Origin of the sequence: Streptomyces sp. NBC_00091, assembly GCF_026343185.1 — a bacterium.
Taxonomy (GTDB): Bacteria; Actinomycetota; Actinomycetes; order Streptomycetales; family Streptomycetaceae; genus Streptomyces.
Window position 1 is genome coordinate 412,223 of record NZ_JAPEMA010000002.1, and the last position, 15,002, is coordinate 427,224.

Here is a 15,002-nt window from a genome sequence, read left to right on the forward strand (position 1 = left end):
GGGGCAGGGCCGCGTCAGGAGATGCGCATGTTGGCCATCATGCCCATCGCGCCGTGGTCGAACAGGTGGCAGTGGTAGACGTAGGTGCCGCGGTAGCCGGTGAAGGTGGCCTGGAGCTTGACGGTCTCGTTCGGCTTGAGGGGGACGGTGTCCTTCAGGCCGGTCTCGGGGCCGGAGGTGACCGGCTGGCCGTTGCGCTCCAGCACCCGGAACTGCACCAGGTGCATGTGGAAGTTGTGCGGGGCGATCTGGTTGACGTTCTTCACGGTCCAGATCTCGGTGGCACCGTAGGCGATCTCGGTGTCGATGCGGTCCATGTCGTACGTCTTGTCGTTGATGTACGCGCTGCCGCCCGGGGCCTCGTCCATCCGCATGTCGAAGTGCCGGGTGACGCTCGCCTCGCCCAGCGGCGGCAGGGTCCGCAGCCGCTCGGGGACCACGCTGTTGTCCTGCGCGGTGCGGGTGACCCGGAACTGGAGCACCTTGCCGACCACGTCCGCGGACTCGAAGGGCGCGATCTCGTTGTTGTGCAGCTCGATGACGGTGCCGACGGGGTAGCGGGAGAAGTCGATGACGACGTCGGCCCGCTCGCCGGGGCTGATGGCGACCACGTTGGTGCGGTGCGGGGTGGGCAGCAGGCCGCCGTCGGTGCCGATCTGGACGAGCTCGGAGTCGTCGGCGAGGCGGAGGCCGAAGAAGCGCTGGTTGGAGGTGTTGGTGAGGCGGAAGCGGTACTTGCGGGCCGCGACCTCGAAGAACGGCCAGGACTTGCCGTTGGCGAGGATGACGTTGCGCTTCATGAAGTCACCCATCTGGTAGATGAGTTCACCGCTCTCCAGGAAGCGGGCGTCGCGCAGCGAGACCGGGACGTCGTACTGGCCGGAGGGCAGGCCCAGGCGGCGCTCGATGTTGTCGGTGAGGAGGTAAGTGCCCGTCATGCCGCGGAAGACGTTCTCCGACTCCATGTGGTGGGCGTGGTCGTGGAACCACAGGTTCGCGTGCGGCTGGGTGTTGGGGTACGTGTACGTCTTGGTGCCGCCGCCGGCCGCGATGAGGTCCATCGGGGAGCCGTCGCTGTCCTGCGGGACGTGGGCGCCGTGGAGGTGGATCGAGGTGGGGACCGCGAGGGAGTTGGTCTGCTTGATCACGACGCGCCGGCCCGACTCGGCCTTGATGACGGGGCCGGGGAAGGAGCCGTTGAAGGTGCGCAGCGGGGTCTTCAGGCCCGGCACGATCTCCTTGGTGGCTTCCTTCAGGGTCATGCGGTAGTAGCTGGTGCTGCCCGTGTTCAGGTAGGGCTGGAGTACCGGGGCCAGCGGCATCTTCTGCGCGAACTTGGTTATGCCGGCCGCGTCGAGTTCGGCCGCGGTGGTGCGGGGGCCGGCCGTGGCGGCGTTCACGACGGGCAGCAGCATGCCGCCGGTGCCGACGATGCTGGTGGCGGCGACGCCTGCCCGGAGTGCGGTCCGTCGAGTGATCACTGTTCCCCCGTGGGTCTGGCCCGGCGCCTCGTGTGCCGGTCGGAAATGGCGCAAGCCTGCGCGGTGGTGGACGACGGCAAGCCTGTTCGAGTGCGATCGTGCGGCGCTGGTGCGGCTGTGGAGGCGGGGTGAGGCTGCTGGGAACGGGCTGCGTACGATGCCCGGTGATGTCGACGCGAACGGGGGCCGGGCGCCATGGGTGAGCTGACGGAGCACCAGGAGAAGGCGCTGAGGGAGAGGACGGAGTCGGGGGCCCGCGGGCTGCTGCTCGGTCTGGCACTCGGAGAGACCCTCGGCGCGGTGGGGGCGGCGCCCGCGCCGGCGGGGACCCTGCGGGCGGGAGTCTGCACCCAGCTGGCCTGCTTCACCGTGGAGGGTTCCGTACGGGCCATGGTGCGCGGGAGCCACAAGGGCATCTGCCATCCCCCGTCGGTGCTGTGGCACGCGTACTGCCGCTGGTCGTACCTCCAGGGCCTCGAGCGCGAACGCGTGCGCGAACGCTGGGATCCCTCCGGTACCAAGCCGTGGCCGGACGGCTGGCTCGCCGGGGTGCCCGCGCTGGCGGAGCGGCGCGGCAGTGCGCCGGCCACGGTGGCGGTCCTTTCGGGGCTGAGGCAGGGCACGTTCGAGGAGCCGGCGAACGGCAGCCGGGGCTGGCACGCCGTGGGCCGGACGCTGCCGCTGGCGCTCCTCGGCTCGGCCCGGTCGCCGCGGTACGCGCGGTTCTGGGGCGACCGGGCCCGCGAGGTGGCGGCGCTGACCCACGGGGACGCCGGGGCGCAGTGGGCGGCGGCGTGCGCGACCGTGCTGGGCGGGCACTGCCTGGCCGGGGATTCGGTCCGCGGGGCCGCCGAGAGCGCGCTGGCGGCGCTGGGCGGCGCGGATGGTCTGCCGGGGGCGGAGCCGGGCCGGCTGGCCGGAGCGCTCGGCGAGGCCGTCGGCCACCCGGCGCAGCCGGCCCGGCTGGCGCGGCTCGCGCCGGACCCGACGGCCTGGGCGGCCCTGCTCGGGGGCCTGTACGCGGCGGCCTCGTTCCCGGGGCGCGGGGAGGTGGCGCAGGCCCTGCGGTTCGCGGCGACGGCACCCGACGGGGAGTCGGTCGCCTGCGTGGCGGGGGCGCTGCTGGGGGCGGTGCACGGTGCGCAGGCGCTGCCGGTGGAGCTGGTGAGCCGGCACGAGCTGGCCTGGGTCCTGGACACCCTCGCCCGGGACGTGCTCGCCGAGGTCACGGATTCCCCGGGAGGCAGTGAGTACGTGGCGGGCCGGGACCCGTACTGGCTGGGCCGTTACCCCGGCTGGTGAGGAGGCGTTGGGCCGTGTGGGCGGCTGTTCGGGGCGTCCGGCGCGGCAGGGGCGATCAGGTCCCCTCCATGGCTCCGCAGCCGGGGATATTGGATGAATAGCGCCGCGTACGCGCTCTGCCAGGCTTCTTGACGCTTCATCACACTGGAGGCAATGCGTGATGCGCACACGGTCCGTTCTGGTGGCCACCGCCCTGCTCACGACGCTGTTGCACACGGCGGACGGGGCGGCTGCCGCGAGCGGGCACCCTTCCGTTGACGGGCAGGCGTCCTACGACGGGCAGGCGGGGCACGACCTGGCCCTGTACGGGATCAAGGGCTCGGGGAGCACGGGACGCGCGGGGGCCCAGGAGTTCACCACCGACGACGACCGGCTCTCGCGGGTCGCGCTGTTCCTCAGCAGCGCCGCGGCCACCGGGAAGCTGACCGTGCAGGTGCGTACCGCCCGGGACGACGCCGGCTCAGCCGTCGCCGCGGCCACGGTCGACCTGGCCCGGCTGGGCGGGCCGGGCGCGGGCTGGGTGGAGGTCCCGCTGACGGCCGGGCTGCGGCCCGGTGCCCGGTACTACCTCTTCGCCCAGGCCACCACCTCCGAGGACAGGGCGGTCACCTGGCACGGCACCCGGGCCGCCGCGGCCGGGTCCCGGCCGGGCGCGCAGTACGACCAGGACCGGGGCGGGTGGCAGGCGGGCACGGGGCGGCTCGCGTTCTTCGTGAACCCGGCCGGCTCCGAGCGGTGCGGGGAGACCGAGGCCTGCTACGTCCCGGCCTCGATGAAGCCCGCCCGGACGGCGGGCCTGCTGTCCAACGGGCGCACGGTGGAGGCCGTCGACCCGCCCTTCGCCGTGGGCGCCCGCTACGTCGAGGGCAGCAACGTCCTGGTGCTGCCCTCCGGCCGCTGGCGCTACCTGCCCGAGGGCGCGGCGGCGTCCCGGGTGGTCGAGGCCGAGGACCCGGGCGCCGTGGCGCAGATCGCCGAGTCCCGGCGCTGGCTGGCCCGGGGCCTGGTCCCGGGGGCGGCAGGGGTCCGGCGCGAGAGCGCGGAGCGGGCGCTGCTGTCGATGCGGGCGCTGCTGCGGCCGAACGGGGCGCTGGCCGCGGCCTGGTATCCGTTCTGGGACTTCTCCTGGCCGCGCGACTCCGCCTTCGCGGCGGCCGCGTTCGCGCACACCGGCCACGACGAGGAGGCGTACCGGATCCTGCGCTACAACGCACGGACGCAGCGGCCGGACGGCACCTGGGAGGCCCGTACCAAGCTCGACGGCTCGGGGCCGCCGGACACCCGGCAGTGGCAGCTCGACGCGAACGGCTGGGTGCCCTGGGCCACCTGGCAGTGGTACCAGACGGCGCCCCGGGCGGACCGGGCGGAGCGGCTGCGCGCGCTGTACCCGGCGATCGTGAAGGCGGCCGACTACGCGGCGTCCTCCCTGGACGGCGAGGGGCTGCCGCCGGCCTCCCCCGACTACTGGGAGCTGCCGACGACCACCGTCAACATCGGGACGGCCGCGCCGCTGCTGTCCGGGCTGCGGGCCGCCGCCGACCTGGCCTCCGGGCTCGGCCAGGAGGGGGACGCGGCGCGCTGGACGCTGGCGGCGGGGCGGCTGGAGGCGGGCATCGCCCGGCGGTTCGCGCCGCTCGGCTACCAGCGCACCGTCGACGGGCTGCACGGCCACGACAGCGCGGCCGCGTTCATGGCGCCCCCGTTCAACGCGGCTCCCGCCGATCTGCCCCGGGCGCTCGACGACACCTACCGGGCCCTGCTGCGCCCCAACGGCGGGCTGGTGCCGGGCAGTGACCCCGACACGCGGTGGGGGAACATCACCTGGACGGCGAGCACCTCCTTCTTCGCGCTGGCCTGGTCCGGGACGGGCGAGCGGGAGAAGGGCGCGGCCGTGCTCGACTGGGTGCTCGCCCAGCGCAACGTCCTGGGCGAGCTCCCCGAGACGGTGGACGCGCAGGGGCTCCCGAAGGCCGTCGTGCCCCTCGGCTGGACCGACGCGCTGGTCCTCCTGGCCCTCGTCCAGCAGGAGGGCACTCCCCTGCCCACGCCGCCCGCTCCCCGTACTTGACCTACGGGTACACAATGATGTTGAGTACCCGTCATGGGAAGGCCGAAGCAGTTCGATCCGGAAACCGCCGTCGAGCAGGCCATGCAGGTGTTCTGGCGCCAGGGGTACGCCGCCACCACGCCGCAGGACCTGGTCGACGCGCTCGGCATCGGCAAGGGCAGCCTCTACAACGCCTTCGGCAGTAAGCACGCCCTGTTCGAGCTGGCGCTGCGCCGGTACCGCGACAAGCAGGCACAGGCCCTGGTCGAACTCCTCGGCGGGGACGGCCCCGCGAAGGAGCGGCTGCGCGGGGCGCTGCGGCTGCTCACCGAGATGGACCTCACCGATCCCGACCGGCGCGGCTGCATGGGGATCAACACCGCCGCCGAGCTGGCGGGGGCGGACGCGGTGGCCTCCGAACTGGTGCGGCGCATGTTCGACCGCACGGAGGAGGCCTTCCGGGCGCTGGTCGAGGAGGGCCAGCGGAGCGGGGAGATCGCGCCCGGGCGGGACGCGCGCGCCGTCGCGAGCATGCTGCTGAGCACCCTCATCGGACTGCGGCTGCTCGGGCGCCTCGCCGAGGGGCCCGAACGGCTCGACCGGGTGGTCGACGCGACCCTCGACTCCCTCTGATCCGGACCATTCCGACAGGGCCACCACTGCACCACGGGTGGTCCCGTCATGCCCATATTTTGTACCTGTAGCTCAAGAACTGGGGAACTCATGAAGCTCGGACTGCACTCCAAGACCGCGATCGTCACCGGCGCCGGCCGGGGCATCGGCCTCGCCACCGTGCGCGCCCTGCTGGAGGAGGGCGTCCGCGTCCTCGGCGCCGCCCGTACCATCACCCCCGAACTCGCCGCCTCCGGCGCCGTCCCCGTCTCGGCGGACCTCACCACGCCCGCCGGCGTGGCCGCGCTCGTGGAGGCCGCCGACGCGGAACTCGGCGGCGTCGACCTGCTGGTCAACAACGTGGGCGGCGGCCCCGACACCGGGCGGCTCACCGGCTTCCTCGACACGGACGACGCCCAGTGGGCCGGCTACCTGGACGTCAACCTGTACAGCACGGTGCGCGTGACCCGGGCGGTGCTGCCCGGCCTGCTCGAGCGCCGCGGCGCGATCGTCAACGTCTCCTCCGTCAACTCCCGCCTCCCCGCCTCCGGCCCGGTGGCCTACAGCGCGGCCAAGGCGGCGCTCACCGCGCTCGGCAAGTCGCTCGCGGAGGAGTTCGGCCCGCGCGGGGTGCGGGTCAACACCGTCTCGCCCGGGGTGGTCCGTACCGCGATCTGGGAGGACCCGGAGGGCTTCGGCGGCAAGGTGGCGCAGGCCGCCGGCGTCGACCACGCCGCCTTCCTGAAGGGGATCCCGGAGGCCTTCCGGATCACCACCGGGCGGATCACCGAGCCGCAGGAGGTGGCCTCGCTGATCGTGTTCCTGCTCTCGGAGGCCGCCGCCAACATCACGGGCGCGGACTACGTCGTCGACGGCGGCACGCTGAAGACGGTCTGACGGCCCCGCACGGCAAAGAGCCGGGCCCGGGACGAGGTCCCGGGCCCGGCAGGAGGGGCTGCCCTCCGTTTACTTGGTGGTGTAGTGGAGCCACCACTCGTGCGGCGCCTCCTGCTTGCACACGTAGGACTTGTAGTGGCCCTTCTTCCCGGCGGCCTCACAGGAGGACTTGCTGGGGTAGGGGCCCTTCTTGCCCTTGGCCCGGTGCTCCTGCACCGACACGGCGGTGATGTCGTGCTGCGGGGCGGCCAGCGCCGCCGGTCCGGCCATGATCAGGCCGGCGGTGACCAGAGCCAGCGGAGCGATCCGTGCGATCTTTGCGTACATGATGGGTTCCTCTTTCCGGGTTCCTCCGATGCCCGTCCGGGCTTCGGACCATCAACGTACGAAGCCCCCGGTCCCGGGCACATGGTCCCCAGGTCCCGGTCCGGTCCCGGCCGTACGCGGGAGCACCGCCCTGACCACCGTCCCGGTCCCCGTGCTGACCAGGGCGAAGGTGCCGCCCAGCTCCTCGGCGCGCTCGGCCATCGAGCGCAGGCCCACCCCGCCGTCGGCGGGCACCCCCTCGGGGACGCCCTCGCCGTCGTCCCTGACCTCCACCGTCACCGCCTCGGGGGTCAGCACCACCGCCGCGTGGGCGTGAGCGGCACGCGCGTGGCGGACCACGTTGTTCAGGGCCTCCGCCGCGATCCGGTACAGGGCCACCTCCACGGCGGCCGGGAGCCCGGGGAAGGGCTCGGGGGCGAGGCTGACGGTGATCCGCAGGGTGCGGCCCAGGTGCTCGGCGAGCTGGCGCAGGGCGCGGGGCAGGTCGGCGCCGTCCAGGGCGGCGGGGGCCAGACCGCCGGTGATGTGGCGCAGTTCGTCGATGGCCTGGCCGATGCCGCCGGAGACGGTGGCCAGCGAGGCCGTGGCCCTGGTGCCGGGCGGTATGGCCGCGCGGGCGGCGTCCACCTGGAGGCGCAGCCCGGACAGGGCCGGCCCGAGGCCGTCGTGCAGGTCGTGGCGCAGCCGGCGCCGCTCCTCCTCGCGGGCCAGGACGATCTGTTCGCGGCTCGTCTGGAGTTCCTCGTAGAGCTGGAGGGAGGCGATGGCGGGCGCGCTGTGGTCGGCGAGGATCCGTACGGCCTCGCGGTCCTGCTGGTCCAGGGCGAGTTCGCCCGCGCGCGGCGGGACGTAGAGGTGGCCGATGGCGTTGTCCCGGTGGACCAGGGGGAAGGCCTCGTCGAGGGCGCCCGGGCTGCCCAGGCGGGCCAGTTCGCGCTCCCCGTGCCGGGTGTGGATCACCAGGCGGGCGGCCGGCAGCCGCAGGGTGTGCACGACCGTGTCGCACAGCAGGCGGGGCATGTCACCGGGGTCGAGGGCATGGCTGAGCCGGTCGGCGAGGGCGCGCACCGCCTGGTAGGGCTGGGCGCGTTCGCCGTAGTAGTAGCGGTCGACCAGCCGGGCGGTCCAGCGCGCGGTGGGCCGCAGCAGGGCGCCGACCAGCAGGGTGAGGCAGGCCATCAGCGCGGACTCGGGGGTCAGCGAGCCCGGCGCGAAGTAGTCGAGGACGAAGGCGCCGCCCGCGTAGGCCATGAACAGCGCGAAGGTCAGGACGAAGGCGGTCAGGATGCGCCGCCCCGCCCGGTCCAGGGCCCAGGTGCGCTCCCGGATGTGGACGTAGCCCACGGTCGCCGGCCAGGAAGCGGCGGCCAGGTAGACGATGACGACCTCGAAGCCCATGGGCGGGTCGCCGTACTGGTTGACGGCGATCACCGCGATCCACAGCAGGTACGGCACCGCCAGGATCGCGTAGGGGCGGTCGGACTTCTGGGTGCGGGGCCAGCGGATGACCATGATGAGGATGCCGACGCCCGCGATGACCGGCGGGACCCAGCGCGAGGCGGTGTCCATCCACGGCGTGAGCAGGCGCTCCACGTCGGCCCATCCGCCGCCCGCGATGGGGGTGGGGACCCCGTAGTAGACGAAGCCGGGGCGGGTGAAGACGTAGTACTGCTGGGCGGCGCTGAAGACGGCGGTGAACGCCACGTACGGCAGGCCCCACCTGCGGGGGAACCGGCCGGTGGGGAGCCACAGCGGCATGGGATAGATGATGATGTTGATCAGGGTGAACGCGACCATCACCAGGATGAACACGGCGGTGAGCACGCCCGGTCCGGCTCCGTGCACCACGGCGGTCTGCGGCACCACCTGGGCCAGGGTCAGGGCGCAGCCGCAGCACAGCATGAGCGTGCCGAGGACGCGTGCGGTCCGGCGGGCGGCGAAGACCATGCCGGTGAGGGCGATGCCGAGGCCGACGAGCACGTGGTCGGCGGCGAGGTGGAGGCGGACGGCGCTCAGGGCGGGGTGGCCCAGGTGGGTGAGGGTGACCACGCCCCAGGTGAGGGCGGCGAGCATGGTGAGGACGCAGACGGCGTACGCGGGCAGCATCTCCGGCCCCGAGCGGGGCGTGCTCGCCGTGGTCCGGTTCACTGTGCTCATGTCGGCCTCCCCGGCCGCTCGGGGCGTTGGTTTCCAGCCTGGCGCGCCCCCGGTCCCGGGCGCATGGGGCGGGTGCCCCGGTTCCCGGTCCGCCGGGACGGCGGCCCCGGGGGGGCGGGCGGGCGTCAGCCGTCGTCGCCCAGGCCCGCGTCCCGGGCCCGGGCGACGGCCTCGGCGCGGGAGGTGACCTGGAGCTTCTCGAAGACGTGGGTGATGTGGTTGCGGACGGTCTTCTCGGACAGGACCAGCTCCCGGGCGATGCGCCGGTTGTCGTGGCCCCGTGAGATCAGCTCGAGCACCTCGACCTCACGGGAGGTCAGGGAGGGGAACAGCTGTCCGGCGTCGCGCCGGTGACCGCCCGCCAGGAGCGCGGAGAGCCGGGCCGCGATCTCCGAGCCGATGACGGCGCCGCCGGCGGCGACCGTGCGCAGGGCGTGCAGGACCTCCTCGGAACCCGCGCCCTTGACCACGTAGCCGCGGGCACCCGCCTGGAGGGCGGCGAGGAGGCTGCCGTCGTCGTCGGACATGGTGAGCATGAGGACCGGCAGCCCGGGGTGGGTGCCGGCGAGGCGGCGGGTGGCCTCGATCCCGGAGACGTCGGGCAGGGACAGGTCCATCACGACCACGTCCGGCCGGTGCCGGTCCACCGCGTCCGGGACCTCACCGCCGGTCTCGGCCTCGGCGACGACGACCGCGCCCCGGGTGCTCTCCAGGGCGGCCCGCAGGCCCTCGCGGAACAGGGGGTGGTCATCGACGATCAAGACACGGGGGATCGTTCGGTCTTCTTCGTCCACGGATCGACACTAGCAGTTACCAAACAGTCACCGAGGGCGACTCGAGGGGGAGGGGCCCGGGAGGGCGCGGTGGGTCCGGGAGGGGGTCGCTGCCCCATGCCCTTGGGGTGCGGGCGCACGGATCGTGGGCGGCATGTCCGTACACCCCTCCTCCGTCCGCATCGACCGGTCGCTGCTCTCCGGCCCGGCGCACGTCCGCGTGCAGATCCGCTACGGGGACGGCTCGGCCGGTGAACTCCCCGGGATCCTGCGGGAGCTGGGCCCCGGCCGGATCGCCCTGGTCACCGGCCCCGGCCTGCCGCGCGAGCACGCCGCGCGCGTGCTGCGCCTGCTCGGCGCGGCCGCGCCCACCGGGGTGCTGTGGCCCGACGGCGGCGGCCCCCTCGTGGTCCCCGACGGCGCCCTCGTCGTCGCGCTCGGCGGTACCCGCGTGATCGCCGCGGCCGGCCGGGCCCGCTGCGCCGACGGCACGCGCCCGGCCCTCGTACGCCTGCCCACCACCCTGCGGGCCATGTCGGACACGGCCCTGTCGGTGGCCGGCCCGGGCGGCCGGATCTCGGCGCCGATCCTGGTCCGGATCCAGCTGGAGTTCCTCGCGACCTTGGCGCCGCAGGCCCTGCGCGCCGGGCTGAGCCCGCTGCTGCGCACCGTGCTGGCCGTCGTCCCGGCCTCCGCGGAGCGCGTGGCCTCCCGGCTGCGGCCCGGCGGCGGCTACGACCCGGGCACCCTCGCGTCGTTCGTCTCCCTCTGCCTGGAGGCCAGGGCCGCCCTCGCCTGCCACGACCCGCTCGAACGGGGTCCCGCGGCGGCCCTGCGCTACGGCGACACCGTGGCCCGGGCCCTGCGGAGCCTGGCCGGCCCGGACCTGCGCCACGGGGACGCGCTCGCCCTGGGCCTGCGCGCCGCCGCGGGCGTCTCCCGCCGCTCGGGCCTGCTGGACCCGGCGGACGAGGCCGCCCACGAGGACCTCCTGGACCGCGCCGGGGCCGCCCGGGCCCTGCCCGGCGGGATCCTCCCGCGGGAGCTGGCCGCGGCGGTGACCGGGGGCCGGGATCAGGCCCGCATGGTGCTGCTGCGCGGGCCGGGCGATCCGTACGCGCACCACGGCGGGCTGCTCACCCCGGTCGCCGCCGACGTCCTGGAAGCGGCACTGGCGCAGCTCGTGCCGGCCGGGCGGCGGGTCCCGGGACCGGACCGGGACCGCGCGCGGATCCAGGTCCCGGGCGGACGGGACAGCGGGCGCCCCACGGTGGACGGACCATCGGCCCCACTCCCCAGGCAGTGATCACCATGTACCGATTCCTCGGCCACTTCGGCGCCGGCCTCCCGGCGCACCGGCTGCGCGCCGCCGCCGCGCAACTCCGCACCGGCCCTCCCGGCGGCCTGTGCCTGCACCACGGCGAGGGGTGGGCGCTGGCGGCCGGCCGGGCGTCGGCCCTGGGCGATGTCACCGCCGTGCTCGACGGCGAGATCGACAACCGGCTCGCCCTCGCCACCCGGCTGGAGGTACGCGGCCACGCGGTCGCCGACCGGAACGACCCGGCGCTGCTGCGCTCCGCCTTCGAGCTGGACGGCGCGGAGTTCGCGGCGCACCTCGAGGGCGGGTACGCGGCGGCCGTGGTCGACGCCCGCGCCGAGCCGGTGCTGGTCCTGGCCACCGACGCGGCGGGCACCACCCCGCTGTACTACCACTGGGAGCCTGGCCGGGGGCGGCTGTGCTTCGCCTCCGACGTCCCGGCCCTGCTCGCGCTGCTGCCGGACCCGCCGGGGCTGTGGGAGCCCGGCCTGGACGCGTACCTCACCACGGGGGCGCCGCTCGACGGGCGGACCCTGATCGAGGGGGTGCGGATGCTGCCGCCCGGCACGACCGCCGTGTGCTCGCACCGCACGGGCCTGCGGCTGGTGCGCCGGGCGGGCGCCGCCCGGCGGACGGTGCCCGCGCCCGGGACCGCCGCGGGGGCGCGGGAGCGGCTGCTCGAGCAGGTGCGGCGGCGCTCGGGCGGCGCGGGGCCGCTGTGCGTGCTGGGCTCCGGGGGGCCGGGCGCCGAGCTGGTGGCGGAACTGGCCGGGGCGGCCAGGCCGGAGCTGGCCTCGGTGGGCGTTCCCGACGGCGGAGTGCCCGGCTCCGGTGGCCTGGACCCGGCCCGGCTGCCGGAGCTGCTGCCCGAACTGGCCTGGCGGCTGGGACAGCCGGACCCGGACCCGGCCGCGCTGCGCGGCTTCGCCCTGTTCGAGGCCGCGCGCCGGGCGGGATTCCGTACCGCGCTGGCCACCGACCCGGTCGAGGAGCTCGCCGAGGGCCGCCGGCGGGTCGGGGCGGCCGTGCGCGCCGGCTCGGCGGCCGCGTACGCCGACACGCTCGGCCCCGTCCCCGCCGGGGCCCGCTCCCGCCTCTACAGCTCCGAGTACCGCGCGTACCTCGCCGGCCGGGGCGACGCCGCGCGGTCCCTGGCCGAGCGGCTCGGGGGCGGGGCGGAACTCGCCGGTGCGGCGGCCCGCTTCGAGCTGGAGGTGCTGCTGCCCGCGCGCGGTCTGCGCCGGCTGGCGCACCTGAGCGCCGCGCACGGGGTCCGGGCCCGGCTCCCGCTGTCGCCGCGCCGGGCCTGGGCGGCCCTGCCTGCGGCGGGGCCCGGGGCGGCCGGGCAGCCGGTGACGGCCCTGCTCACCCGGGACGGCCCGCTGGCCGCGCTGGCCCTCGAGGTGCTCTCCCCCGGACGCCTGCGGTCCTCGGGGCTGCTGGATCCGGCGGCCGTGGGGAGCCTGCTGGCCGCGCAGTTCGACCGGCCGTCGGACCGGCTCGCGGCCACCGTGTGGTCGCTGCTGATGTTCGAACTGTGGCGCGAGGAGTACGCGGTGGCGGTACGCCGCCCGGCGCGCCCCGCCGAGGTCCTGACGCTCACGGCCGCGGGCCGATGGCGAGCCGGACCGGCGGCCGGGCCGGCGGTGGCGGCAGCCGCAGCGGCCCGCGCCCCGGGGTGAGGGAGCCGAGGAGCCGGGGTCCCCGGGCCCCGGTGCACCCGGGGGCGTTGCCGGGCAGGCCGTGGAGGGTGAGGAAGCCGAGGACGGCGAAGGCGTACGCCTCCTTCGCGGCGGCGGGCAGGCCCAGTGCCGAGGAGTCCAGCAGGGCGGTGCGCGGGGGCAGTTCCTCGCGGAGCATCGCCATGAGGGCCGGGTTGCGGGTGCCTCCGCCGGAGGCGATGACCTCGGTGACGCGCAGCGGGCGCAGCGCGTCGGCGACGGTGCGGGCGGTGAGCCGGGCGAGGGTGGCGAGGAGGTCCTGCGGCGGGAGGGCGGTGAGACCGGCGAGGGCGGTGCGCAGGTGGCCGGGGTGGAACAGCTCCTTGCCGGTGGTCTTGGGGGCGGGCAGCCGGTAGTAGGGCTCGGCGAGCAGGCGCCGCAGGAGCGGTTCGTGGACCCGGCCGGCGGCGGCGAGGGCGCCGTCCTCGTCGTATCCGAGCCGCCCGCCGGTGAGTTCCCGTACGGCGGCGTCCATCAGGGCGTTGCCGGGGCCGGTGTCGAAGGCCACGGGCGGGCCGGCCGGGGGCAGGGCGGTGAGGTTGGCGATCCCGCCGATGTTCAGGGCGGCGGGCGCGCCGGGCCGCCCGCGCAGCAGCATCAGGTCGACGAGGCTGACGAGCGGGGCGCCCTGGCCGCCGGCCGCGATGTCGCGGGGGCGGAAGCCGGAGACGACGGGGCGGCCGGTGGCCTCGGCGATCCAGGCGGGGTGGCCGAGCTGGAGGGTGCCGTGGACCTGGCCGGCGGCCGTCCAGTGGTAGACGGTCTGGCCGTGCGAGGCGATCAGCTCGGCGCGGCCCGCGCACAGTTCGTGGTCGGCGCGGGCCGCGAGCGCGGCGAAGGCCTGCCCGATGCGGGTGTCGAGGAGGCACACGTCGGCGAGGGAGGCGGGTGCGGGTGGCAGGGCCGCCGCGAGGGCGTCGCGCAGGGCGGCCTCGTAGGGGGCGCTGACCATGCCGAGCGGGACCAGCCGCAGGGTCTGGCCCCCGTCCTCGAAGCCGAGGTGGGCGGCGGCCGCGTCGACGGCGTCGTACGAGGTGCCCGACATCAGGCCGACCACCCTCATCGCAGCGGCCCGCGGTGGTCGTCGCCGCGCAGGCCGGACAGGGCGAGGGCGCTGAGGGCGCAGGCGCCGGCGGCGTAGTAGGCGGGGATGTCCGGGTCGCCGGTGGCGGCGGTCAGGGTCGTGATGACGAGGCCCGCGCAGCCGGAGAACACCGCGCCGGTGAGGGCGTACGCCAGTCCGAGCCCGGTGCAGCGCACCCGTGCGGGGAACATTTCGGCGAGCATCGCGGGGCCCGGGCCGGCGAGCAGGCCGACGGTGGCGCCCGCGGCGAGGACGGCGGCGGCTCTGGCCGGTGCGGGGGCGGCGGGGTCCTGGAGGAGGTGGAGCAGCGGGAGCGCGAAGAGGGTGACGGCCAGGGCTCCGGCGAGCATGACGGGGCGGCGGCCGACGCGGTCGCTGAGGATCCCGGCGGGCAGGATCGCCGCGGCGAAGCCGAGGTTGGCGAGGGTGGTGGCGATCAGGGCCTCCCGGAAGGACGCGCCGAGCGTGGCCTGGAGGTAGGAGGGCAGGACCACGAGGAAGGTGTACCCGGCCGCCGACCAGCCCATGAGCCGCCCGATGCCGAGGACGACGGCCCTGGCGGTGGTGGAGCGGGTGGTGGAGCGGGTGCTGCCGCCGGGGGGTGTCCTGGGGGGCGGACCGGGCTCGTCGGGCAGGGCGGAGCGCAGCCGGTACGCGGCCAGTCCGAGCGGGAGGGCCAGCAGGAAGGGGATCCGCCAGCCCCAGGCGTGCAGGGCGGCCGGGGAGAGGACCGTGGCCAGGAGCGCGGCGACGGCCGCGCCGGCGAGCAGGCCGAGGGCGACGGTGAAGGACTGCCAGGCGCCGTGGCGGCCGCGTCGGCCCGGGGGCGCGGATTCCGTCATCAGGGCCACGGCGCCGCCGAACTCCCCTCCCAGGCACAGCCCTTGCAGGATGCGGAGCCCGGTGAGCAGCCAGGGGGCCGCGGCGCCGACGGTGGCCCGGGTCGGGAGCAGGCCGATCAGGGTGGTGGCCAGGGTCATCAGGGCGATGACGAGGATCAGGGCGGGGCGGCGGCCGATGCGGTCGCCGAGGCGGCCGAAGAGGAGGGCGCCGGCGGGGCGGAAGAAGAAGGCCACCGCGAAGGAGGCGTACGTGGCGACCAGCGGGCCGGCGCCGCCCTGTCCGGCCGCCGGGGTGAAGAAGCGCTCGGCGATGACCGTGGCGAAGGCGCCGTAGACGCCGAACTCGTACCACTCGACGAAGTTCCCGGCCGCGCCGGCGAGCAGCACCCGGCGCGAATGGACCGCGGCGGGCGCCGTGGGGCGCACTGCGAGGGGGGTCAT

12 protein-coding genes are annotated in these 15,002 nt (G+C 75.6%); 6 read left to right on the forward strand and 6 right to left on the reverse strand.

The window, feature by feature from the left end:
- Nucleotides 1–14 precede the first annotated feature (14 nt).
- Nucleotides 15–1,481: a multicopper oxidase family protein gene (locus OOK34_RS29625; protein WP_267037232.1), complete on the reverse strand. Its 1,467-nt coding sequence runs from the start codon at nt 1,479–1,481 to the stop codon at nt 15–17.
- Between the two features lie 195 nt (nt 1,482–1,676).
- Between OOK34_RS29625 and OOK34_RS29630 the strand changes: the two genes are divergently transcribed.
- The 4 genes from OOK34_RS29630 (at nt 1,677) to OOK34_RS29645 (ending at nt 6,339) form a co-directional block, all read left to right on the forward strand.
- Complete coding sequence (locus OOK34_RS29630) at nt 1,677–2,783, forward strand: ADP-ribosylglycohydrolase family protein (protein WP_267037233.1); 1,107 nt, start codon at nt 1,677–1,679, stop codon at nt 2,781–2,783.
- A 160-nt stretch (nt 2,784–2,943) separates the two neighbouring features.
- Complete coding sequence (locus OOK34_RS29635) at nt 2,944–4,851, forward strand: hypothetical protein (RefSeq protein WP_267037234.1); 1,908 nt, start codon at nt 2,944–2,946, stop codon at nt 4,849–4,851.
- A 33-nt stretch (nt 4,852–4,884) separates the two neighbouring features.
- Entirely contained in the window at nt 4,885–5,463 is a 579-nt protein-coding gene (locus tag OOK34_RS29640; RefSeq protein WP_267037235.1) for a TetR/AcrR family transcriptional regulator, read from the forward strand.
- A 90-nt stretch (nt 5,464–5,553) separates the two neighbouring features.
- On the forward strand, nt 5,554–6,339 hold the full coding sequence (locus OOK34_RS29645; RefSeq protein ID WP_267037236.1) for an oxidoreductase: 786 nt from the start codon (nt 5,554–5,556) through the stop codon (nt 6,337–6,339).
- Nucleotides 6,340–6,408: 69 nt separating this feature from the next.
- On the opposite strand, the gene OOK34_RS29650 is transcribed toward OOK34_RS29645, so the two are convergent.
- The 3 genes from OOK34_RS29650 to OOK34_RS29660 all read right to left on the reverse strand — a co-directional run bounded on the left by OOK34_RS29650 (nt 6,409) and on the right by OOK34_RS29660 (nt 9,584).
- Nucleotides 6,409–6,666 (reverse strand): hypothetical protein, encoded by a 258-nt coding sequence (locus OOK34_RS29650; RefSeq protein WP_267037237.1) that lies wholly within the window; start codon nt 6,664–6,666, stop codon nt 6,409–6,411.
- Between the two features lie 51 nt (nt 6,667–6,717).
- A complete protein-coding gene (locus OOK34_RS29655) occupies nt 6,718–8,823 on the reverse strand; it encodes a histidine kinase (protein ID WP_267037238.1) in 2,106 nt (701 codons plus the stop codon).
- A gap of 125 nt (nt 8,824–8,948) precedes the next feature.
- Entirely contained in the window at nt 8,949–9,584 is a 636-nt protein-coding gene (locus OOK34_RS29660) for a response regulator transcription factor (RefSeq protein WP_267037239.1), read from the reverse strand.
- Between the two features lie 166 nt (nt 9,585–9,750).
- Between OOK34_RS29660 and OOK34_RS29665 the strand changes: the two genes are divergently transcribed.
- Nucleotides 9,751–10,902, forward strand: coding sequence for a hypothetical protein (locus OOK34_RS29665; RefSeq protein WP_267037240.1), 1,152 nt, complete (start codon nt 9,751–9,753; stop codon nt 10,900–10,902).
- A 5-nt stretch (nt 10,903–10,907) separates the two neighbouring features.
- The gene (locus OOK34_RS29670; protein WP_267037241.1) at nt 10,908–12,596 is read left to right on the forward strand and encodes a hypothetical protein; all 1,689 of its coding nucleotides are present in this window, start codon (nt 10,908–10,910) and stop codon (nt 12,594–12,596) included.
- Here OOK34_RS29670 and OOK34_RS29675 read toward each other — a convergent pair.
- Both OOK34_RS29675 and OOK34_RS29680 read right to left on the reverse strand, forming a co-directional pair.
- Nucleotides 12,514–13,698, reverse strand: coding sequence for an anhydro-N-acetylmuramic acid kinase (locus OOK34_RS29675; protein ID WP_267037242.1), 1,185 nt, complete (start codon nt 13,696–13,698; stop codon nt 12,514–12,516). The genes OOK34_RS29670 and OOK34_RS29675 overlap by 83 nt on opposite strands.
- A complete protein-coding gene (locus OOK34_RS29680) occupies nt 13,695–15,002 on the reverse strand; it encodes an MFS transporter (protein WP_267037243.1) in 1,308 nt (435 codons plus the stop codon). The genes OOK34_RS29675 and OOK34_RS29680 overlap by 4 nt, the downstream gene beginning before the upstream one ends.

Bases quoted from the DNA above. Each gene is read 5' to 3' on its own strand.
- OOK34_RS29630 (WP_267037233.1), top strand. From the start codon at position 1,677: ATGGGTGAGCTGACGGAGCACCAGGAGAAGGCGCTGAGGGAGAGGACG.
- OOK34_RS29635 (WP_267037234.1), top strand. From the start codon at position 2,944: ATGCGCACACGGTCCGTTCTGGTGGCCACCGCCCTGCTCACGACGCTG.
- OOK34_RS29640 (WP_267037235.1), top strand. From the start codon at position 4,885: ATGGGAAGGCCGAAGCAGTTCGATCCGGAAACCGCCGTCGAGCAGGCC.
- OOK34_RS29645 (WP_267037236.1), top strand. From the start codon at position 5,554: ATGAAGCTCGGACTGCACTCCAAGACCGCGATCGTCACCGGCGCCGGC.
- OOK34_RS29650 (WP_267037237.1), bottom strand. From the start codon at position 6,666: ATGTACGCAAAGATCGCACGGATCGCTCCGCTGGCTCTGGTCACCGCC.
- OOK34_RS29655 (WP_267037238.1), bottom strand. From the start codon at position 8,823: ATGAGCACAGTGAACCGGACCACGGCGAGCACGCCCCGCTCGGGGCCG.
- OOK34_RS29665 (WP_267037240.1), top strand. From the start codon at position 9,751: ATGTCCGTACACCCCTCCTCCGTCCGCATCGACCGGTCGCTGCTCTCC.
- OOK34_RS29670 (WP_267037241.1), top strand. From the start codon at position 10,908: ATGTACCGATTCCTCGGCCACTTCGGCGCCGGCCTCCCGGCGCACCGG.
- OOK34_RS29675 (WP_267037242.1), bottom strand. From the start codon at position 13,698: ATGAGGGTGGTCGGCCTGATGTCGGGCACCTCGTACGACGCCGTCGAC.
- OOK34_RS29680 (WP_267037243.1), bottom strand. From the start codon at position 15,002: ATGACCCCCCTCGCAGTGCGCCCCACGGCGCCCGCCGCGGTCCATTCG.